This is a genomic window from Rhodococcus sp. DK176 (assembly GCF_038447315.2).
GTDB lineage: Bacteria > Actinomycetota > Actinomycetes > Mycobacteriales > Mycobacteriaceae > Rhodococcus_F > Rhodococcus_F jostii_A.
On record NZ_CP118321.2, the window covers coordinates 3,549,510 to 3,568,767 of the forward strand.

At 67.6% G+C, this 19,258-nt stretch carries 18 protein-coding genes and 1 pseudogene; 4 read left to right on the plus strand and 15 right to left on the minus strand.

The annotated features are described in order from the left end of the window. Positions 1-11: 11 nt before the first annotated feature. Positions 12-503: a MarR family winged helix-turn-helix transcriptional regulator gene (locus PSR88_RS16735; RefSeq protein ID WP_009476236.1), complete on the minus strand. Its 492-nt coding sequence runs from the start codon at positions 501-503 to the stop codon at positions 12-14. Positions 504-661: 158 nt separating this feature from the next. Here PSR88_RS16735 and PSR88_RS16740 point away from each other — a divergent pair, with 158 nt between their 5' ends. Both PSR88_RS16740 and PSR88_RS16745 read left to right on the plus strand, forming a co-directional pair. Continuing rightward, a complete protein-coding gene (locus tag PSR88_RS16740) occupies positions 662-2,143 on the plus strand; it encodes an aldehyde dehydrogenase family protein (protein ID WP_016881940.1) in 1,482 nt (493 codons plus the stop codon). A 26-nt stretch (positions 2,144-2,169) separates the two neighbouring features. Further along, positions 2,170-3,273 (plus strand): NAD(P)-dependent alcohol dehydrogenase, encoded by a 1,104-nt coding sequence (locus tag PSR88_RS16745; RefSeq protein WP_016881939.1) that lies wholly within the window; start codon positions 2,170-2,172, stop codon positions 3,271-3,273. Here the strand turns inward: PSR88_RS16745 and PSR88_RS16750 are convergent, their stop codons facing one another. Further along, positions 3,274-4,269 carry an AraC family transcriptional regulator gene (locus tag PSR88_RS16750; protein ID WP_202800450.1) on the minus strand — a complete coding sequence of 332 codons (996 nt, stop codon included), beginning with the start codon at positions 4,267-4,269 and terminating at the stop codon, positions 3,274-3,276. Positions 4,270-4,431: 162 nt separating this feature from the next. Between PSR88_RS16750 and PSR88_RS16755 the strand changes: the two genes are divergently transcribed. Continuing rightward, the gene (locus PSR88_RS16755) at positions 4,432-4,587 is read left to right on the plus strand and encodes a hypothetical protein (protein WP_167540945.1); all 156 of its coding nucleotides are present in this window, start codon (positions 4,432-4,434) and stop codon (positions 4,585-4,587) included. Between the two features lie 19 nt (positions 4,588-4,606). Here PSR88_RS16755 and PSR88_RS16760 read toward each other — a convergent pair. The 9 genes and pseudogenes from PSR88_RS16760 to PSR88_RS16800 form a co-directional block, all read right to left on the minus strand. Next, positions 4,607-5,104 (minus strand): annotated as a pseudogene (locus PSR88_RS16760) (Glu/Leu/Phe/Val family dehydrogenase); the annotation flags it as partial. Positions 5,105-5,231: 127 nt separating this feature from the next. Beyond that, the gene (locus PSR88_RS16765) at positions 5,232-5,903 is read right to left on the minus strand and encodes a 4-carboxy-4-hydroxy-2-oxoadipate aldolase/oxaloacetate decarboxylase (protein ID WP_011595939.1); all 672 of its coding nucleotides are present in this window, start codon (positions 5,901-5,903) and stop codon (positions 5,232-5,234) included. Positions 5,904-5,937: 34 nt separating this feature from the next. Then, positions 5,938-7,146 carry an aspartate transaminase gene (locus PSR88_RS16770; protein ID WP_016881938.1) on the minus strand — a complete coding sequence of 403 codons (1,209 nt, stop codon included), beginning with the start codon at positions 7,144-7,146 and terminating at the stop codon, positions 5,938-5,940. Positions 7,147-7,285: 139 nt separating this feature from the next. Beyond that, complete coding sequence (locus PSR88_RS16775) at positions 7,286-8,350, minus strand: L-idonate 5-dehydrogenase (RefSeq protein WP_011595941.1); 1,065 nt, start codon at positions 8,348-8,350, stop codon at positions 7,286-7,288. After that, positions 8,347-9,114, minus strand: a complete 768-nt coding sequence (locus tag PSR88_RS16780) for an SDR family oxidoreductase (RefSeq protein WP_011595942.1) — start codon at positions 9,112-9,114, stop codon at positions 8,347-8,349. Before PSR88_RS16780 ends, PSR88_RS16775 begins: the two co-directional genes overlap by 4 nt. Before the next feature lie 89 nt (positions 9,115-9,203). Continuing rightward, positions 9,204-10,553, minus strand: a complete 1,350-nt coding sequence (locus PSR88_RS16785; RefSeq protein WP_005250039.1) for an MFS transporter — start codon at positions 10,551-10,553, stop codon at positions 9,204-9,206. After that, positions 10,550-11,593, minus strand: coding sequence for a biotin-dependent carboxyltransferase family protein (locus tag PSR88_RS16790; protein WP_011595943.1), 1,044 nt, complete (start codon positions 11,591-11,593; stop codon positions 10,550-10,552). Before PSR88_RS16790 ends, PSR88_RS16785 begins: the two co-directional genes overlap by 4 nt. Further along, a complete protein-coding gene (locus PSR88_RS16795; RefSeq protein ID WP_011595944.1) occupies positions 11,586-12,308 on the minus strand; it encodes a 5-oxoprolinase subunit B family protein in 723 nt (240 codons plus the stop codon). Before PSR88_RS16795 ends, PSR88_RS16790 begins: the two co-directional genes overlap by 8 nt. Beyond that, the gene (locus tag PSR88_RS16800) at positions 12,296-13,150 is read right to left on the minus strand and encodes a LamB/YcsF family protein (protein ID WP_016881937.1); all 855 of its coding nucleotides are present in this window, start codon (positions 13,148-13,150) and stop codon (positions 12,296-12,298) included. The genes PSR88_RS16795 and PSR88_RS16800 overlap by 13 nt, the downstream gene beginning before the upstream one ends. 270 nt (positions 13,151-13,420) lie before the next feature. On the opposite strand from PSR88_RS16800, the gene nac reads away from it, so the two are divergent. Beyond that, on the plus strand, positions 13,421-14,338 hold the full coding sequence (gene nac, locus PSR88_RS16805; RefSeq protein WP_016881936.1) for a nitrogen assimilation transcriptional regulator NAC: 918 nt from the start codon (positions 13,421-13,423) through the stop codon (positions 14,336-14,338). On the opposite strand, the gene PSR88_RS16810 is transcribed toward nac, so the two are convergent. From PSR88_RS16810 to PSR88_RS16825, 4 genes are all read right to left on the minus strand, one after another. Beyond that, positions 14,332-15,261 (minus strand): D-isomer specific 2-hydroxyacid dehydrogenase family protein, encoded by a 930-nt coding sequence (locus tag PSR88_RS16810; RefSeq protein WP_016881935.1) that lies wholly within the window; start codon positions 15,259-15,261, stop codon positions 14,332-14,334. The genes nac and PSR88_RS16810 overlap by 7 nt on opposite strands. 26 nt (positions 15,262-15,287) lie before the next feature. Continuing rightward, a complete protein-coding gene (locus PSR88_RS16815) occupies positions 15,288-16,061 on the minus strand; it encodes an SDR family oxidoreductase (protein WP_016881934.1) in 774 nt (257 codons plus the stop codon). After that, entirely contained in the window at positions 16,058-16,591 is a 534-nt protein-coding gene (locus PSR88_RS16820) for a gluconokinase (protein ID WP_016881933.1), read from the minus strand. Before PSR88_RS16820 ends, PSR88_RS16815 begins: the two co-directional genes overlap by 4 nt. A gap of 127 nt (positions 16,592-16,718) precedes the next feature. Further along, on the minus strand, positions 16,719-18,941 hold the full coding sequence (locus PSR88_RS16825) for a thiamine pyrophosphate-dependent enzyme (RefSeq protein ID WP_016881932.1): 2,223 nt from the start codon (positions 18,939-18,941) through the stop codon (positions 16,719-16,721). Positions 18,942-19,258 lie beyond the last annotated feature (317 nt).

Consider the following 19,258-nt stretch of genomic DNA (forward strand, 5'->3'; position numbering starts at 1 on the left):
CGCAACGCGCCTCAGTGCGCGGGCGTCTCGGCCAGGGCGATCCGGCAGCGGCCGAGGTATCCGCGGAACGCATCGCGCTGACGAACACTCATGTCGGCGAGCATCTGTTCCTCCAGCCCGCAGATGCTCGTGTCGTATTCGGCGAGAAGGTCCAGAGCGTCCGCGGTGAGGCTGGTGAGCATCCGGCGACGATTGGCGGGGTCGACGCGCCTGGTCACCAGTCCGCGGCGCTCCAGCGCGGAGAGCATCTCGCCCATCGTCTGCGCGGTGACGAAGGAGTTTCGTGCCAGCTCGGCGGACGACAACCCGTCGCGCCGGCGCAGGACGGTCAGCGCCGTGTACTGCAGCGCGGTGATTCCCATCGGCCGCAGCAGGGCATCCATGTGGGATCGGATCGCCAGCTCGACCTGCTTGATCGCGTACAGCAGGGTCGGCGAGGAGTCGTGCGCGTACTCCCCGTCGAGCGGTGTCTCGTCGATCTCGTCCGGAAGGTCCGCCGTCATCGTCCACTTCTCCCCGCGCCTCGAGCTCGAGGCCCACGAACTCGGACCTCAGGTTTCCTGACCATCTTAGGTCGCCCGAGCCGGGTTCGACCGCAACAACGAACACAAGGAACCCTGCCGAATACGGTCGGCAGCTCACACGAAGCGAAGGCAGCGACATGACAGTCACCGACGACACCGCCGTCATCACCCGCCCGCAGATCGGGCCACGCCAGCTGTTCATCGACGGGCAGTGGCGCGAGGCCGGTGCCGGGGAACGATTCGAGATCGTCGACCCCTCCACCGGGAAGCCCGTCACCACCGTCGCCGAGGCAGACGCGGACGATCTCGACTCCGCCGTACGCGCCGCCCGTACCGCGTTCGACGACGGTCGCTGGTCGGGACTGCCGGGCCGCGAACGGGCCCGGATCCTGCTTCGCGTCGCTGCGCTCGTCCGCGAACGGGCCGACGAGATCGTCGCCGTCGAGAGCGTCGACGTCGGCAAACCCGTCTCCCTGTGCCGACCGGTCGACGTGATGACCACCGCCGAGCAGTACGAGTACTGTGCCGCGCTCGCGCAGACCGCGGGCGGCTCGAACCGGGAGACTCCACTCGACGCCCACGCCTACACTCGCCGCGAACCACTCGGCGTCGTCGGCGCCATCACCCCGTTCAACTTCCCGCTGATCCTCAGTACGTCGAAGATCGCACCCGCCCTGGCCGCCGGGAACACCGTGGTCCACAAGCCCGCCGAGGACACTCCGCTGAGCGCCCTGCTGATGGCGGAGATCCTCACCGAGGCAGGGGTTCCCGCGGGCGTGGTCAACGTTGTCACTGGCAAGGGGTCGACCGTGGGCGAGGCCCTGTTGCAGCACAAGGGGATCGACAAGATCGCGTTCACCGGATCGACGGCCGTCGGCCGGCACGCCGCGAGCGTCGCGGGAGAGAACCTCACGCCCGTCACCATGGAACTCGGTGGCAACGCAGCGCACATCGTCTTCGAGGACGCCGACGTGGACAAGGCGATCGGCGCGATCATCAAGGGCTTCGTGTTCAACACCGGACAGTTCTGCATGGGCGGGCCGCGGCTGCTGGTCGCCCGCCCGCTCTACGAGACGGTGCTCGGGATCCTCGGGCAGGCCGTTCCCGGTGTGCCGGTTGGTGACCCGTTCGACCCGGCCACCGTCGTCGGACCGATGGCCGGAGACAAGCACGTGCGGAAGGTCGAGGAATACGTGCAGATCGCCCGCTCCGACGGTGGCCGCATCGTCGCCGGCGGCGAACGACTCGACCTGGGCGGCGGCTACTACTACAAGCCGACCGTCATCGCCGACCTGCCCAACACCTCCCGCGTTGTGCAGGAGGAAATTTTCGGGCCGGTGCTGACGGTACAGCCGTTCGACACCGAGGACGAGGCGATCGCGCTCGCCAACAGCACCGAATACGGACTCGCGTCGGGCCTGCAGACGTCGAACGTCGCACGGGCCCACCGCGTCGCGGCCCGGTTGCAGGCCGGCATCGTGTGGGTCAACGACTGGGCGATGCTCGACCCCGCCGTCCCGTTCGGCGGCGTCAAGAACTCCGGATTCGGCCGCGAATACGGCCCGGAGGCCCTCGAGTCGTATTCCAAGGTCAAGTCCGTCGTCATCTCCCTCGCCTAAAGCGCACCCACCTTTCAGGAGCAACCATGCCCACCAGCACCACCGCCGCCGTCGTCGAAACCGGCGGAGCGAAGTTCACCGTGTCCACCGTCGACCTCGACGAACCACGCTCCGACGAGATTCTCGTTCGTCTCGTCGCCGCGGGCCTCTGCCACACCGACCTCGGAGTGGCCTCGGGCGCGTTGCCGTTCCCGCTGCCCGGCGTGCTCGGGCACGAGGGAGCCGGGATCGTCGAGAAGGTCGGCGCCGGCGTGACGACAGTCGACGTCGGTGATCACGTCCTCCTGTCGTTCAGCTCGTGCGGCTCGTGCGGGAACTGCCGCGACGGGCATCCGGCCTACTGCGCAACGTGGTTGCCGCTCAACCTGATCGGGGGCGGGCGTGCCGATGGAACCAGCCCCGTCAGCCGCGGTGGCGAGGCGATTGGTGGGCACTTCTTCGGGCAGTCCTCCTTCGCGCACCATGCCGTCGTCGACGCACGCAGTGCAGTGAAGGTTGACCCGGACGCCCCACTGGACATACTGGCGCCGCTGGGGTGCGGTGTGCAGACCGGTGTCGGGGCGGTGTGGAACGTACTGAAACCCCGCCCGGGCCAGACCGTACTCGTCACGGGGGCGGGCGCCGTCGGGTTGTCGGCGGTGATGGCCGCGGCTCTGACTCCGGCGTCGAAGGTAATCGTCGTCGACCGGGTTCCGGCGCGGCTCGATCTCGCCCGCGAACTCGGCGCGACCCAGGTGATCAACGCTGCCGAGGTCGACACCGCTGAGGAACTGGCGAAGATCCTTCCCGACGGCGTCGACGGCGCGGTCGAGACCACCGGCAACGTCGGGGTGCTGCGGACCGCGATCGACGCGCTCGCACCTCGCGGCACCGCCGTCATCGTCGGTGCACCGGCCTTCGGCACCGAGGTGCCGGTCGACGTCAACGCCATGATCCCTGGCCGCACTCTCGTGGGTCTGACGCTGGGCGACAGCGAAACTCAGACTCTCATCCCCGTTCTCGTCGACCTCGTCAAGTCGGGCCGGCTGCCGATCGACCGCCTCATCACCCACTACGGTTTCGACGACATCAACACCGCCGTCGCGGACATGACCAGCGGTGCCTCGATCAAACCGGTCCTCCGGTTCTGATCATCGAGAAGTGATCGCCCGCAGTGCCGCAGAAGGGCTTTCACCGAACATCTCGCGGTACTGCCCCGCGAAGCGACCCAGGTGGTTGAAACCCCACCGGTACGCGATCTCGGCGACGCCTGCCGTCTCGGGATCGGCCGCCAGCAGGTCGCCACGGACCTTCCGCAGGCGGAGGTCCCGCAGATAGCGCATCGGGGTGGTCTGCAACGACGTCTGGAAGCCGTGCTGCAGCCCCCGCAGACTCACCCCGACCGCGCCGGCGATCTCGAGGGCGGTCAACGGCTCGTCCGCGTGCGCCTCGATGTACTGCTTGGCGTGCTCGACCGCCGCCGGGCACGCGGGGGCGACGGTGGCCGCCAACTGCTCGCTGTAGTCGTGCCGCGACGCCAGGAGCAGCGACACGATCACGCTCTGCGTCAGCGGCGCCAGCAGTAGCGGGTGGCGGAAGAGGGCGTCGGTGTCACGCAGTTGCACCGACAGGGCCTGCATCACGGACCACCACTGCTGCCCGTGGCCGGTGGTGATGTCCAACGCGAGATCGAAGGCGATCGGATTGCGGATCGGACGTCCGAGAAGCAGCGCGAGTTGCTCCTCGACGGCGCGGCGTTCGATCTTCATCCCCAGGATCCGTCGGGTCTCCTGCCCCCAGCCCTGGAGCACCGATCCGCGGTCCGCGCGGTACACGGCGGCGCACGACGGGGTCGCGATGATCCGGTCGGCGCCCGAGCTCGTCTTCAACCGGCCGCTCACCGGCACATTGACCTGATACCAGTCCTGGAGTTCGCCGGTCTCGATCTCGACCTCGGTGTCGTAGGACAGCCAGCCCATGGTGACGGGGCCCAACTCGGCGGCATCGAGGTGTATGCCGAAGCTCTGCTGATCGCCGAGAACTTCCACGGAGTGCGGGTAGAACAGTCGCCCACCCACGTGACGCGCCTCTTCGACGTCTCGGCTGACGAGAGAGACAGACGCTGGGCCGCCGACAGAGGTGGACATCCCATAATGAGACCAGAGTCACATCCGGATTGCAAGGTTTCCTTATCTTGATGTCTGTCAAGGACAGTCTTCGAACCGTCCGATTGGGTAGTACCCGGACCGGTGGGTCCAGGGGCATACTTGGCCGGCTCGGGGGTTTCCGCAGACGATACGGAGAAACTGATGTTCGACCGGCTGTACGCCGCTGTCCTCGCCGTTGCCGGCCTCGGCTACGGGGGATACATCCTCCTCGACGAGCTGACCGGCAGCTCGGACACACCCGGCGAGGACGACCATCACCTCCGCCGAGAATCCTCCGAGCAGGTATTCACGGCATAACCGCTGCGTGGGACGGCGGTCAGGGAAACAGTCCCCGCGCCTCGTGCGCCTCCGCTACCTGCCCGACTCCGATGACGTGGGCGGCGCGCCGCAGCGTCAGCGATTTCTCCGCGGCAAGGGCCCACACGCTACGGGAGGCGTTCTGCATGAACACGCAGAGCTTCCGGTCCACCTCGGCACCGGTCCAGGAGAACGCCTGCAGGTTCTGGACCCATTCGAGGTACGACACGACCACCCCGCCGGCGTTCGCCAGGATGTCCGGGACCACGGTGACGCCGTTGCTCTGCAGGATGGCGTCGGCCTCGGGTGACGTCGGCCCGTTGGCGCCTTCGACGATCATGCGGGCGCGGGCGTCGGCGGCATTGTCTGCGGTCAGGACGCCGTCCATCGCGGCGGGAACCAGAACGTCGACGTCGAGGCCGAGTAGTTCCCGGTTGGTGACGGTGTCCGCGTCCGGATACGTCGCGAGGGTTCCGCCCCCCGCGACCCACGCCTCGAGTTTCGGGATGTCGAGCCCGCCCGCCCGGTAGCAGCGGCACCGACACGGTCAGCGATCGCCGGGGTGTGGCCAGCAGCCGATACATGCCCTCGTCGAGACCGAGGATGCCCGTCGCATCACGCAACTGCGGCAGGGAGCGGCCGGCTCACTGGTCGACGGTGAGGCCCTTCGCCTCGAGCACCTGGGCGAGATTGCTGACCTGGATCGGGGTTTCACCCTTCTTGTAGCGCTCGATGTAGGCGGCTTCGGCGGCGTCGCGCTCACGGGAGGCGTCGATGGCGAACTGGACCTCGTCGCGTCGGATCACGACCACTCCATCGCAGTCACCCTTGATCACGTCGCCGGGATAGATGATTTGGCCGCCGAACACCAACGGCTGGTTGACGGGGCCGAGGGATTCCTTCACCGTTCCCTCGATGCACACGTGCTTGGAGAAGACGGGGAACCCGAGTTCGCGGATCTCCCGGCTGTCCCGCACTCCGCCGTCCGTGACCAGTGCGCTGATGCCCCGGGCCACGCACGCGTTGGCCAGCACGTCGCCGAACTGGCCCGCGGGCTGATCGCCGGAGGATACGACGAGCACGTCGCCGGGTTGCGCGTAGCTGATGGCGACCTGGAGCATGATGTTGTCGCGCGGATGGCAGACGACCGTGAAGGCCGTTCCACAGAATGACATGTCGCGATCGATGGGCTTGATCCCCGAATCCAGCGCACCCTTGCGGCCCTGGGCTTCGTGGATGGTGGCGGCCGAGAAGGCGCCCAGACGGTCGATCGCGGCCTTGTCGGCGCGGTCGATCTTGGTAGTGACGTGAACCATGATGTCTCCGTTGGTCGGGTAAGAGCGGGTGGGGTCAGCTGAGCGACGCGACGGCCTTCTCGACCGCGGCGGCGGCGTTCCGCAGAACGTCCTCGGACGTGGCGAAGGAGACTCGGAAATACGACTCGGCGCCGTACGCGGAGCCCTGGATGGTGGCCACCGACGCGTGGTCGAGGAGGAAGAGCACCACGTCCTGGTCGTTCTCGAGCAGCGTGCCGTCGGGAGTCCGCTTGCCCACGAGGCCCGCGCATCCGACGAACAGATAGAACGCGCCCTGCGGCAGTACGGGTTCCAGCCCCTCGATGCGGGAGAACAATTCGAAGATGAGGTCCCGCCGTGCGCGATAGCTCGCGCCGGACGTGGCGACGAAACTCTGGTCGCCGGTGAGCGCCTCGGCCGCGGCGGCCTGACTGATCGACGACGGGCAGGAGGAACTCTGCGACTGCAGCTTGTTGATCGCTGCGATCAGGCCCTTGTTCCCGACGCCGTACCCCAGACGCCAGCCGGTCATCGCGTAGGCCTTCGACACACCGTTGGTCACCAGGATCCGATCGCGGAGGTGCGGCGCGGCCGACAACAGGTTCGGAACGGGCGAGTCGGTGAACACGATCTCGTCGTAGATTTCGTCACAGAGGACGTTCACGTGCGGGTTCCGGTCGAGTACCGCTGCCAGTTCCGCCAGTTCCCGTTCGCTGTACACCGCACCGGTCGGATTCGACGGCGCGTTGAGGATCACCCATTTCGTCGAGGGAGTGATGGCGGCGGCGAGCTTGTCCGCGGTGAGCAGGAACCGGTCGGACTCCTGGCAGTCGACGACGACGGGTGTTCCGCCGTGGACGGTCACCATGTCGGGGTACGACACCCAGTACGGCGCGGGCACGATCACCTCGGTGCCCTCCTCCACCGTCGCCATCAGCGCCAGGAAGATGACCTGCTTGGCACCTCCGCCGACGGTGATCTCGTTGTCCGTGAACTCGACCCCGGTCCGGTCGAGCATCCGCTTCGAGATCGCGTCCCGCAGTGCGGGGATACCGTTGACGGGGGTGTATTTGGTGAGACCGGATTCCATCGCCGCGACGGCTGCCGCCTTGATGTGGTCCGGTGTGTCGAAATCGGGTTCTCCGACCGTCAGGTCGAGGATCTCCCGCCCCGACGCCCGGAGCTCGCGAACCCGTTGCGCAGCTGCCACACTCGGTGACTCACGCATCTGGTCGACTCGTGCTGCAGGGACGAAGGTGGACATTGTTCCTCCTGGTAGAGGGCGTGGGAACGAAGTAAGCCGGGAACTCGGGCGGTACCTTCACACCCAGGTTATCGGGGGCACATCGCACCTGTACAAGACCGATTACTTGTCGGGTGATAGCCGTTCGGCATGGCTGGAATCAGAACGCCAGCAACACCTTCGCGGACGTGGACGCGTCCTTCGCGACGGCGAAGGCCTCGATGCCGTCCTCGATGCCGAACTCGTGACTGATCACCGGTTCGACATTCAGGCTGCCGTCCGCCAAAGCGGCGAGCACCGAATCGATCTCGTCGTTGAATCGGAACGATCCGACGAGTTCGAGCTCCCGGGTGATGACGAGCGAGAGCGGCGCGGGCTGAAGACCGGTAGGGAGCAGTCCGAGCATGACGACTCGGCCGCCGCGCGTCGCGCCGCGAATGGCCGATTCGAGCCCGAAGCGGTTACCGGAGCATTCGACGACAATGTCGGCGTCGATGTCCGCGATGCTCGCGGAGTCGGCGGCGTCCAGGGTCCGGTCGGCGCCGAGCGCCCGTGCGACCGTCTGGGGATACTCGTGCACGTCGACTGCGGTGATCTCGCGTGCACCCGCCCGGCGAAGGACCGCCACCACGAGGGCACCGATGGGTCCGCATCCCACGACGAGTGCGCTCTTCCCCGACACGTCGCCCGCGCGGGCCACGGCATGCCACGCGACTGCGGCGGGTTCCGCGACCGCAGCGGTGCGCAGTGGAAGGTCCGGTGGCAGCGGCCGCAGCATCCGGGAGGGCAGAACGGCGTACTTCGCGAATGCCCCTTCGGTGTGGGGGAATTGCGCCGCACTGCCGAGGTACGTGCATCCCGGCGAGAGGTTCGGGCGATCCGCGGGGAACCTGGCGCCGCGACCGCCGGGGGTGGCGGGGTGCACGGCGACACGTTCACCCGCTGCGGGACCGCTGCCGTCCGCCGCGGCCTGCACCACCGTTCCCACCACTTCGTGGCCCAGCAGCATCGGCGCCTTCAGAATCGACTCACCCGCCGCCCCGTGCGTCCAGTAGTGCAGGTCGGATCCGCAGATCCCGCCGTAGGCGATCTCGACCACCGTCTCGGACGGTTCGGGTCGGCGCAGCGGCACCGCTTCGATCCGGAGGTCTCCCGCGGCGTGCGCCACCACCCCGAGGGTCTCGGCCGGAAGCGGGGCGCCGGACTCGCGCTGTGCAGTGTTCACCGCGGGTCTCGATCGTTGCGCCGGATGAAGTCGAGTCCACCCGGTACCTGGAATGTGGGCATGATTTCGATCAGGCCGAGATTGACGTGGCCCGGGGCGTCGATCGCGAACTCGATCGTGTCGGCGATGTCCTTGGTGGTGATGGATTCGAAGCCTTCGTAGTACGTCTCCCACGCTTCCTTCATCGCCTCCGGCGACCCGCCCAGGTTGCGACCGAAGATCTCGGTTTCGACTCGGCCCGGGCAGATCTCGGTGACGCGGATGCGCTTGCCGATGGTGTCGTTGCGCAGCTGTCGCGAGATCTGGTGCACCGCAGCCTTCGTGGCGTGGTAGGCGGTGTGGCCGTAGAAGTTGTACAGCCCGGCGATGGAGCTGATGTTGACGATGTGGCCGAGGTCGCGCTCCACCATTCCCGGCATCAGCAGCCGGCACAGGTGCAGCACCGCACGGAGATTGACGTCGACCATCGCGTCGACCGAGGCGGCCGAGGCGTCCAGGATGTTGCCGGTGGCCGACACTCCCGCGTTGTTGATCAGGACGTCGATCTCGAGCCCGTCGACGGCCGCGCTCAGTGCGTCGATGTCTGTGATGTCGACGGCGAGCGGGATCATTCCCGTCTTGTCCGCAACCTCGTCGAGCCGTTCCTTGTTGCGGGCCAGACCGTAGACGGTCAGTCCGCGCTTGGTCAGGATCTCGGTGACCGCGGCACCCATTCCGGTGTTGGCACCGGTGACCAGTGCCGTCCGGTAGTCGTTGAATGGCATAACGCTCCCTTGCCTTACTGGTGGTGAAAGTTGGTACAGCCCGGTGGTCTTCGAGTGGTCAGGAGACCACCGGGCCGAGCCTGAGTCCGTCAGAGCGTGTCGCGGAGAGGCACGTGCGCCCGGTCGGTGATGGTGCTGACGGCGATGAGGGTTCCCACCGCGGTGACGACGGCGTAGACCGCGGGAACGTAGATTCCGAACTGAGGAATCAGCCAGGTCATGAGCAGGGGCGCCGTGCCGCCGAAGACCGCCGAGGAGATGTTGTAGCCCAGCCCGTACGCCGAGTACCGGACCCGGGTGGGGAAGAGTTCGACGATGAGGATGTGGATGACGGCAGTGTGACCGGCGAAGATCACCGCCATGATGCACGCGCCGACCACTGCGAGAACGAAGTTGCCGGTCGCGATCAGGGCGTAACACGGGATGGCGCCGATGGCCATGGCGATCGCCGCGCCGGCGATGACCTTCTTGCGGCCGACGCGGTCGGAGAGAGCACCCATGAACGGGATGGCGATGCAGATCGCCACGAGACTTGCCGCGGTCACGAGCAGGGCGGTGCCGGTCGAGAAGCCGATGTTGTCGCCCTTGAGGAACGTCGGCATGTAGGAGAAGAGCACGTAGTAGCCGGAGCCGTTCATCAGCGGGATGAACAGCGCGAGCAGCATCGCCTTGCGGTGCTCGGGGGTCGCGAACGCTTCCTTCAGCGGGTTGCGGGACAGTCCGCCTTCGGCCTTGAGCTTCTCGAAGTTCGGGGTGTCGCTGATGGCCCGGCGGATGTACCAGCCGATGATGCCCATCGGGATCGCGACGAGGAACGGCACACGCCAGGCCCAGCTGGCCGGTCCGCCGCCGTTGATGGCGGCCTCGTTGAGCCACGGTGACATCGCGAACGCCACGAGCGTGCCCGTGAGCAGGGCCAAGAAGGACGCGATCTGTGCGTAGCTGGTGATGAGTCCGCGCTTGCCCTCCGGTGAGTGCTCGGCGAGGAAGGTCATGGCTCCCGCCGCCTCACCGCCCACGGAGAATCCCTGCAGGATGCGCAGGAGAATCAACAGCGCGGGTGCGGCGACGCCGATCGCGGCGTAGGTCGGGAGAATGCCGATTCCCGCGGTGGCGACGCTGATCAGCATGATGACGAAGACGAGCATCTTCTGCCTGCCGATCCGGTCGCCCAGGATGCCGCAGACGACCGCGCCGAGAGGTCGCACGAAGAACGAGATCGCGTAACCGGCGAAGACGAGCATCAGCGCGTCACTCGACTTGGAGACGTCGAAGAAGACGATGGCCAGGGCGGTCGCCATGAAGGCGAAGATGCCGTTGTCGTAGAGCTCGACGAAGATGCCCACGCAGCCTGCGAGAACGACTTTGCGTAGCTGGCGGGGTTGCACCTCGTGTTCGGACGTGTGCCCGGCCGTGTCGGGTGAGATCGCGTTGGTCATGCTGACTCCATCTGGGGTACCGAGCTGTGCTGGGCGGATGTCGTTTCTGTGTGAAGGGGGATCCGAAGGCTGGCGAAGGCGTTGGCCACGCGGGAGCGGAGGAGATCGATCGAGCGTCGTTGTGTCCGGTACGCGTCCACGGCGTCGGGGACGGTCACTTTCCTGAATCGGACCTCCTGGCCGGGCCGTGCCTGGCCGAGCTGGGACAGAGCGGTGGCGGTCACGACCGCGAGCACCGGATATCCGGCGGTCACCCCTCGTCCACGATGCAGAACGAGGATCTCGTCGCCGGCGGGAACCTCGACCGCACCGATCGGCACTCCGCGGGAGAGCACCTCCGTCGACCGGTCCCGCTTGGGGACCGCGCTGTCCGGATCGGTCGGCGTGAGGCGGAGGCCGATGTGGTTCGAGTTGCCGCCGATGGCGAAGGGGGTGTCGAACAATCGGGCGGCGGTCGAGCCGAACTCGTGGACGTCGGGACCATCGGTCACGTCGATGGTCCAGCATCCGGTGAAGGCCGCGGGCCGGGCGCCGAGCCGGAACAGCGGCATCCGGAAGTGCGGGTGGTCGATCGGCGGTCCGTCGACGTCGATGGCGACGGACTCGCCGACCGTCAGTTGCCGGCCGAAACCGAGAACCGAGTCGGGGGCGCAACTACCGAGCAGGTAGGGCGCGTCGATCGTTCCGTGCACGGCGAGGTAGACCCTGAGCCCGTCGCGGATTCCGCGGACGGTGAGTTCTTCGCCCGCGGTCCACACGAACGGCTCCCACTGCGGGCGGGTGACACCCCCGACCTGCACCTCCGCCGGCGCTCCGGTGACCGCGACGAGCAGGTCGATGCTCGCGACGGCGCCGAAGTCCATGGCGACCATCTCGAGCAGGGGTGCCGTACGCGGGCTCCCGACCAGTGCGTTCGCCACGTCGGCGCTGTACTGGTCCGAGGCCCCGCCGGTCATCTGGCCGAACCGGGACGCTCGGAGCCGGCCGAGGTCCTGGATCGAGGTCAGCCCGGGTGTCGTGAGGGTGATCGATTCAGCCATGACGGACCCCCTCGTACGTCGACCACTCGGCCGCGGCGATCGGAACGAAGAGGAACGTGTCGCCGGGCCGGAAGTCGGACAGTGGGTCCGTCGCCGGATCGACGATGGTCAGCGGCGTTCGGCCGATCACCGGCCAGCCTCCCGGCGCGGGACGCGCGGAGACGACGGCCTGCCTGCCCGCGACTGCGACCGCGCCTGCCGGTACGTGTGGCCGCGGAATCGTGCGGCGTGGGACGGGCCGCGGGAAGGCGGGACCGTCCAGCATCGGGGCGCCGCCCGGGGAACCGAAGCAGCGCATGGTCAGTGGGCCTGCGCCGTGCAGTCGGATCACCTCGGCCGGTGAGAGTTCGAGGTGTGCTGCCACGTCGTCGAGGTCGGGGCCGAATTCTCCCCCGTAGACGACGGGGATCTCGAACTGCCGCGGGCCGCGCGCCGCGGCATCCGCGGGGAGCTCGACAAGTCGTTCGACGTGCGCACGAATGGCCCCGTGGGTGGTTGCACCACAATCGAATTCGACCAGCACCGCGTCGTACGTGGGAATGATGCCGGTGACCGCGACCTCGTCGCCGCGTGCGTCGAGTGCGGCGGCGACCGTGTGGACCACCCGCCAGCGCTCCTCGGCATCCGGGGACAGCGACGTCAGACGTACCGCGGAGTCTCCGCAATCCGAGAGGACGAACTCCCGGTGCGGCCGGATGCACGTCACGCCGGACACGTCGCGGACTCCTTCTCTTCCTTGGCTGCTTCCTTGGCTGCTTCCTTGGCTGCTTCCTTGGCCGCGAGGACCTCGGTGACCGGGGCGATGACGACGCCCGCACGCAGGAGCGCCTCCCGGATCGCTCGCGCGTTGCGTACGGCGTCGGCGCCGTCACCGTGCAGCAGCACCGTATCGGCCTCGATCGGGATGCGTGTGCCGTCGACGGCCTCGACCACACCCTCGGTCACCATCTGCACCGTGCGCGCCACCAGAGTGTCCTGGTCGTGAATCACGGCACCGGGCTCGGACCGCGGCACCAGGGTGCCGTCCGAGCGGTACGCGCGGTCCACGATGGCGACGATCGCCACGCGAATCCCCCGTTCACGGGCGTGGTCGGCGAGTTCACCGTCCTGGGCGAGCACGATCAGCCGAGGGTCGAACGCTTCCACCGCGTCGACGACGGCGCGGGCGTAGTCCGCCCGCGTCGCGACGAGATTTCCCAACCGACCGTGCGGTGCGATGTGCGAGAGCGTCGTGCCGTGCGAGGTCGCGAAGGCGTACAGCGCGCCGAGTTGGTACAGAACGTCGGTGCGGACCTCGTCTGCGGTGAGGTCCATCGCGCGCCGGCCGAACCCTGCCAGGTCGGGAAAGCTGGGGTGCGCGCCGATACCGATTCCGCGGGCGACGCATCCTCGGACCGTGGCGTCCATGGTCCTGGGGTCACCGGCATGGAATCCGCACGCGACGTTGGCGGACGTCAGCACGTCGAGCAGCGCGTCGTCGTCGCCCATCGTCCATGCGCCGAAGCTCTCGCCGAGGTCGGCGACGAGATCGATCTTGACAGTCACGGTGCCTCCCATGGGGACCTGCAGTGGAACCGCTGGTGCAGTTCCTGTGAACTTTCGATGTAAACGGACGCTACGCAGGATCCGGTTCGGGCGGTTAATACCTGTTTTACGTGAGGCGATAACGAACGTCTATGGTGTTTGAACAGCGGCGATGCAAAAACGGAAGAACAGCGCCTCGCATTTGGCTACGGCGGTGTTTCCGCCCGGCAACCTTGTCGAAACCGCGGCGTGCTTGCGTCGCCGCATTGTCAGAAAGGCAGATCGCTCGTGGATACCCGACGCTTGTTCTCATTCGTCCGCATCGTCGACGCCGGAAGCATCACGCGGGCGGCCGACATTCTGCACATCGCCCAACCGGCACTGAGCCAGCAGATGACGGCGCTGGAGACCCACTTCGGTCAGCAGCTGCTGATCCGCAGCAAGCAGGGCGTGGAACCCACCGATGCGGGGCGCGCGCTGTACCGGCACGCGCAGGTGATCCTGCGGCAGGTGGAGAGCGCTCACGCCGAGGTGAGCGTCGTCGGCCGAGAACTAGCGGGCGGTGTCTCCGTGGGGCTCGCGCCGTACAGCACGGTGAGTTCCATCGCGTTGCCGCTGCTCACCGCGGTGCGGTCGCGGTACCCCAGCATCCTTCTGCACATCAACGAGAATTTCGGCGGCGTGCTGAGCGAGGCCATGATGACTGGCCGCATGGATATGGCGCTGCTCTACGACGCCGGGCCGATCAAGGGCGTCAACTTCGAGCGTCTGCTCACCGAGGAGCTGATGGTCGTCGCGCCGGCAGGCACCGGTCTGCCCGGTGACACCGGGACGGCCGTCGCCATCAAGGATCTCGTCGACCTGCCGCTGCTGCTGCCGGGCCCGATGCACACCATTCGCAAGGTGGTCGAGCAGGCCTACGAACACGCCTTCGAGCACGCGCGGGTGGTCGGCGAGGTGGAATCGGTGACCCTGATGGCGCAGGCGGTCCGGAACGGTTTGGGCGCGACGGTATTACCGTTCTCCGTGGCCCGCCGCATCATGAATGTGGAGAACCTGGAACTCCGCCGGATCGAACCGACCATCGAAGTCCAGGTCTCCCTCGGAACACCCGCCAATCAGCCGCTCTCGGGACCTGCCGAGGCGGTACGCGAGGTGTTGCGCAGTGTCGTCGCCAACTACATCCGGACCAGTTCGGAAGCCGAACGAGGCCTTCAGTAACCCCGGCTCCGGTCGATCGGCGCCATCAAAGGCGCTCCGGCAGCGAAGCGTTCGACGTTGGACGCGACGTGATCGGCAAGCAACCGCGTCAGACCGGTCGCCGGATTCGCGACGTGCGGCGTGATGATGGCATTCGGCAGGGTCCAGAGCGGATGTCCGTCGGGAAGTGGTTCGGGATCGGTGACGTCGAGGGCGGCCCCGCCGATCGATCCGGCCTTCAGCGCGTCGACGAGTCCCGCGGTGTCGATGAGGGAGCCGCGCGCCACGTTGACGATCCACGCCGTCGATTTCATCTGCGCCAGCGCGTCCTTGTCGACGATGTGCGCGGTCGCCGCCGTCGCCGGCGCGGCGATGACGAAATGGTCCGCTCTGGACCAGATTTCCGACGTCCGATCGGACGGCAGCGTCTCGACTGCACCCGGGACCGGGGTTCCCGAACGGGTCACGGCGAGCACCCGCGCCCCGAACGCGTCGAGCAGTGGGATCATCGCGCGACCGATGCCACCGCACCCGACGATGGCGACCGTCGCCCCGCGCAGTGTGCCCACCTGCGGGTCGAATTCTGCCTTGCGCCACGAGGTCGCGCGCACCTGCTCGGTGAGAGCACGGACGCCGGCCAGGAGCAGCAGGACTCCGTGTTCCGCGACGTTGCCGGCGTAGGCGCCGGCCGCGGACGTCCAGGTCCGCTCGGTGTCGACGATCCCCGCGGAGATCCACGGCTCCACACCCGCTGAGGGGAGTTGCACCCAGCGCACCGAGTCCGGCAACTGCGCCGGGAACGTGTCAGGGCCGTGCGCCCACACCACGGCTTCGGCGTCGTCGAGCGGGGCGAGTACGCCTCCGCCCCGCTCGATCCCGCGCATCAGCGCGGCGTCCGGGTGCGGTCCGAGGTGGATACGAGGCGTTGCGGTGTTCGGCATCATGGTCTTTCGAGTCGATCGGGTGGGGATCACACTACGGCGGTGAGGCCGCCGTCGACGTACAGGATCTGGCCGTTGACGAAGTCCGACGCCGGCGACGAGAGGAAGAGCAGTGCACCCACGAGTTCCTCGGTGCGACCCCACCGCCCGGCGGGCGTGCGCTTGGTCAGCCACGCACTGAAGTCGGCATCGTTCACGAGCGCCTCGGTGAGCTGGGTGTCGAAGTACCCCGGTGCGATGGCGTTGGTCTGCAGGCCCAGTGGCGCCCAGTCGGCGCACATTCCTCGTGTGAGCATCTTGAGCCCGCCCTTGCTCGCGGCGTACGGGGCGATGCCCGCCCGGCCGAGCTCACTCTGGACGGAACAGATGTTGACGATCTTCCCCTGCCCGCGCCGGACCATCGCCCGCGCAAACTCGCGGCCGACGAAGAAGGCGCTGCTCAGGTTGGTGTCGAGCACGCGACGGAAGTCGTCGTCGCCGAACTCGAGCAGGGGGCTGCGGTGCTGGACGCCGGTGTTGTTCACGACGATCTCGACGGGACCGATCTCGTCCTCGACCCGCTGCGCGGCGGCCGCGACCTCTCCGGGAGCGGTCACGTCGAAGGCGCAGGTGTGGACTGTCGCGCCGGTGGCGCGGACGATCTCGTCGCGGCTGCGTGCGAGGGCGTCGGCGTCGCGGCCGTTGAGCACGACCTCCGCACCCGCCTCGGCGAGTCCGTTGGCGAGCGCGAAGCCGATTCCCCGGCTCGACCCCGTGACGAGCGCGATCTTGCCCGCCACATCGAAACTCCCGTGCGAACTCACTGTGTGGCAACCTTTCGTTCTTCGTGCAGGTATTCGGCGGCGGCCCGTTCGATCGCATCCGGTGCCGGAGCGACGTCCAGGACCACGCCGAACTCGTCGGCGTCGAGCGGCTCGAGGAGCGCGAACTGGGAATCGAGCAGGGCAGGCGGCATGAAGTGCCCGCTCCGCGCCTGCATCCGGCCGTGGATGACCTCCCGCTCTCCCGTGAGGTGGACGAACAACACCGGGTCGGAGACGTCGCGGAGGATGTCGCGATAGCTCTGCCGTAGCGCCGAGCACGCCACCACACCACGGCGTCCCTGATCGGACAGCGCCTGCAGGCGGTCGCGGACGACTGCGAGCCACGGCGCCCGGTCGTCGTCGGTCAGCGGGATACCGGCGGCCATCTTCTCGACATTCGACGGCGGATGCAGATCGTCGGCGTCGAGGAACCGGTGGCCGGTCAGTTCGGAAAGTTGCTGCGCGACTGTCGTCTTCCCGCAGCCGGTCACCCCCATCACCACGATGTGGGGTCGCTGATCGCCACTCATGAAATGTTCCTGTCCGCCGGTGTGGAGAGATGCAGTTCGAACATGCCCGACCGGACAACAGCTTGGCAATGGCGGAGGGGATACCGGTTGACGTTGCCGTCATAGCGAAGCGCGAGGGATGCGGATGCTATCGGCTCACGAGTTTGACCGCCGCGGCCTCGATCGTCTCCTCGGAGAGCAGGACCTCGAGGGCGGCGTCGCCGAGGGGGATGAAGCTGTCGTCGCTCGTGACGCGTGCCAGCGGCCCGGTGAAGCCGTCGTCGATCAACGCCGTCACCACACCTTCGGACACTCCCCCCGACTTGCGGGTTTCGTCGACGACGAGCACCCGTCCGGTGGCGTTCGCCTCCCGGAGAATGTCGTGCACCGGCAGCGGTGCGAGCCACCGCATGTCCACCACGCGCGCGGCGATGTTCGCCCGTTCGAGACGGCGCGCGACCCGCAGACTCATCCGGACCCCGTTGCCGAACGTGACGATCGTCAGGTCGGCGCCGTCACCGTACGTGCGGGCGGAGCCGATCGGCACGTGATTCCCGGCCCGCTTCGCCGGATCCGGATACGGTGCCAGCCACTGCTCGTCACCGTCCTCGTACAAATCGCGGGTGTGATACAGGGCAATCGGTTCCAGATACACACACACCGCCCCCGCGGTGCGGGCGGCCGCGACGCACGTGTGCATCATGGCCGCGGCGTCGTCGGGACGCGCCGGGGACGCCACCACGATGCCCGGGATGTCGCGCAGTGCGGCGACGGCATTGTCGTTGTGGAAATGCCCGCCGAACCCCTTCTGATACCCGTATCCGGCAACCCGCACCACCATCGGGTTGTGGTACTGGCGGTCGGAGAAGAACTGTAACGTCGCACCCTCCCCGCGGATCTGATCGGCCGCATTGTGCAGATACGCCAGGTACTGGATTTCCGGGATGGGCAGCAGCCCGGACACTCCCGCTCCCAGCGCGAGACCCAGGATCGCCTGCTCGTCGAGGAGCGTGTCGAACACCCGCGCCGACCCCGCCTTCTTCATCAGACCCCGGGTCACCCCGTACACCCCGCCCTTGCGGGCGACGTCCTCACCGAACACCAGCGCCTCGGGGTACCGGGCCAGCACGTCGAGCAGGGCACGGTTGATCGCGAGAGCGGTGGTCAGCGGACCTTCGTCCTCGGGAAGCGGGGATCCGACGAACTGCGCGCGACGGTCCGGGTCGACGCGTTCCGGCGCGGCCGCGGCGGCCTGCTCGGCGCTGTCGGTGAGGGGCTTCATCACGGCCGCGGGACTGTCCAGTTGAGGTAGTTCGCCGACCTGCTCGGCCAGTTCGAGGACCTCGGCGCGCTTCTTCTCGTAGAGGTCGAGGATCTCGGTGGGACTCAGATGTCCGCGCTCGATCAGCAGTTTCGCCGTGCACAGCACCGGATCCCGCTCGAAGTCGGCGGTGATCTCCGCCGATGTCCGGTACGCGGCCTCGACATCGGAGCCGGCGTGACCCATCAACCGGACGGTGCGCAGGTGCAGAAACGCGGGCTTCCGATTCCTCCGGACCCACTCGGCGGCCGACACTGCCGTGGCGTACGCCGCCGGCAGGTCGGATCCGTCCGCCTCGAAGTACTCGAGGCCCGCACGGTCACCGAAGTTCGCGGCGATCCAGCCCTTCGGAGTCTTGGTGCTGATCCCGATCCCGTTGTCCTCGCACACCAGCAGCAGCGGCAACGGCAACCCCTGATAGGCGGCGTGCACCGCGGTATTGATGGCACCGACGGCGGTGGAATGGTTCGCGGACGCATCCCCGAAGCTGCCGACGGTGATCGCGTCCGCCGGCCACGGCGAGGGCACATGCACCTTCTCCGACCGGGCGATGGAGAACGCGACACCGACAGCGCGTGGGAGATGCGAAGCGATGGTGGAGGTTTGGGGAATGATGTTGAGATCGTGGCGGCCGAACACCTTGTGCCGACCACCCGATATCGGTTCCTCCGTCGCGGCCACGAGACCGAGGAGGACGTCGCGCAGCGGATCACTGCCGTCCACCTGCTGCGCCCGCGCCAGGAAGAAACCACCGGAACGGTAGTGCAGCAGAGCGGGATCGGTGGGTCGCAGCGCGGCCGCGACAGCGGCATTGCCCTCGTGCCCGGAAGAGCCGATCGTGTAGAAACCCTTGCCCCGCGACCGCAACCAGCGGGCCGCCAGATCGAGATGCCTGCTGCCGACCTGGGCGTCGAAGAGGTCCAGAGCGCCCTGCACCGACAACGGGGACGGCGGCTGGATCGGATCCTCCGGACCGACGCCGGGGCGGCTCTCCCCGGGGGCCAGCCCCGGCACGACAGAGGTGAAGTAGTCGTCGATCTGTTCGGCCATTCCTCGATCATCCTGTGGCGCCGACCAGCGGGCAAGAGTCGCAGGATCAGAGTCTCGATGCCTCACCGTAAGGTCGACTGTTCCTCGCGCCGGGCCGGAACGGTCACCATGACGAATACTGGGGTCGCGGGTACCGCGGCGGACCCCGAAGGCGGCGGGCAAGCCCTGGACCTGCTCTTTTTCATCATTAAGCAGAACTTGCCCTGAGGGTCACCAGGTCGGTCGCTCCAGCACTTTCAGTCGCCCGCCCGGTCGTGCATGGTTGATGCATCGGTGACCACGCGCAGGCTTCGGGAAGGGATCACGGTGGATAGTGC

Excerpts from the sequence above, each read along its gene's own strand:
- PSR88_RS16755 (WP_167540945.1), top strand. The coding sequence starts at position 4,432 with ATGTTCGACCGGCTGTACGCCGCTGTCCTCGCCGTTGCCGGCCTCGGC.
- PSR88_RS16825 (WP_016881932.1), bottom strand. The coding sequence starts at position 18,941 with ATGGCCGAACAGATCGACGACTACTTCACCTCTGTCGTGCCGGGGCTG.
- PSR88_RS16740 (WP_016881940.1), top strand. The coding sequence starts at position 662 with ATGACAGTCACCGACGACACCGCCGTCATCACCCGCCCGCAGATCGGG.
- PSR88_RS16800 (WP_016881937.1), bottom strand. The coding sequence starts at position 13,150 with ATGGGAGGCACCGTGACTGTCAAGATCGATCTCGTCGCCGACCTCGGC.
- PSR88_RS16820 (WP_016881933.1), bottom strand. The coding sequence starts at position 16,591 with ATGAGTGGCGATCAGCGACCCCACATCGTGGTGATGGGGGTGACCGGC.
- PSR88_RS16735 (WP_009476236.1), bottom strand. The coding sequence starts at position 503 with ATGACGGCGGACCTTCCGGACGAGATCGACGAGACACCGCTCGACGGG.
- PSR88_RS16780 (WP_011595942.1), bottom strand. The coding sequence starts at position 9,114 with ATGCCATTCAACGACTACCGGACGGCACTGGTCACCGGTGCCAACACC.
- PSR88_RS16785 (WP_005250039.1), bottom strand. The coding sequence starts at position 10,553 with ATGACCAACGCGATCTCACCCGACACGGCCGGGCACACGTCCGAACAC.
- PSR88_RS16790 (WP_011595943.1), bottom strand. The coding sequence starts at position 11,593 with ATGGCTGAATCGATCACCCTCACGACACCCGGGCTGACCTCGATCCAG.
- PSR88_RS16750 (WP_202800450.1), bottom strand. The coding sequence starts at position 4,269 with ATGTCCACCTCTGTCGGCGGCCCAGCGTCTGTCTCTCTCGTCAGCCGA.
- PSR88_RS16745 (WP_016881939.1), top strand. The coding sequence starts at position 2,170 with ATGCCCACCAGCACCACCGCCGCCGTCGTCGAAACCGGCGGAGCGAAG.
- PSR88_RS16765 (WP_011595939.1), bottom strand. The coding sequence starts at position 5,903 with ATGGTTCACGTCACTACCAAGATCGACCGCGCCGACAAGGCCGCGATC.
- PSR88_RS16770 (WP_016881938.1), bottom strand. The coding sequence starts at position 7,146 with ATGTCCACCTTCGTCCCTGCAGCACGAGTCGACCAGATGCGTGAGTCA.
- PSR88_RS16810 (WP_016881935.1), bottom strand. The coding sequence starts at position 15,261 with ATGATGCCGAACACCGCAACGCCTCGTATCCACCTCGGACCGCACCCG.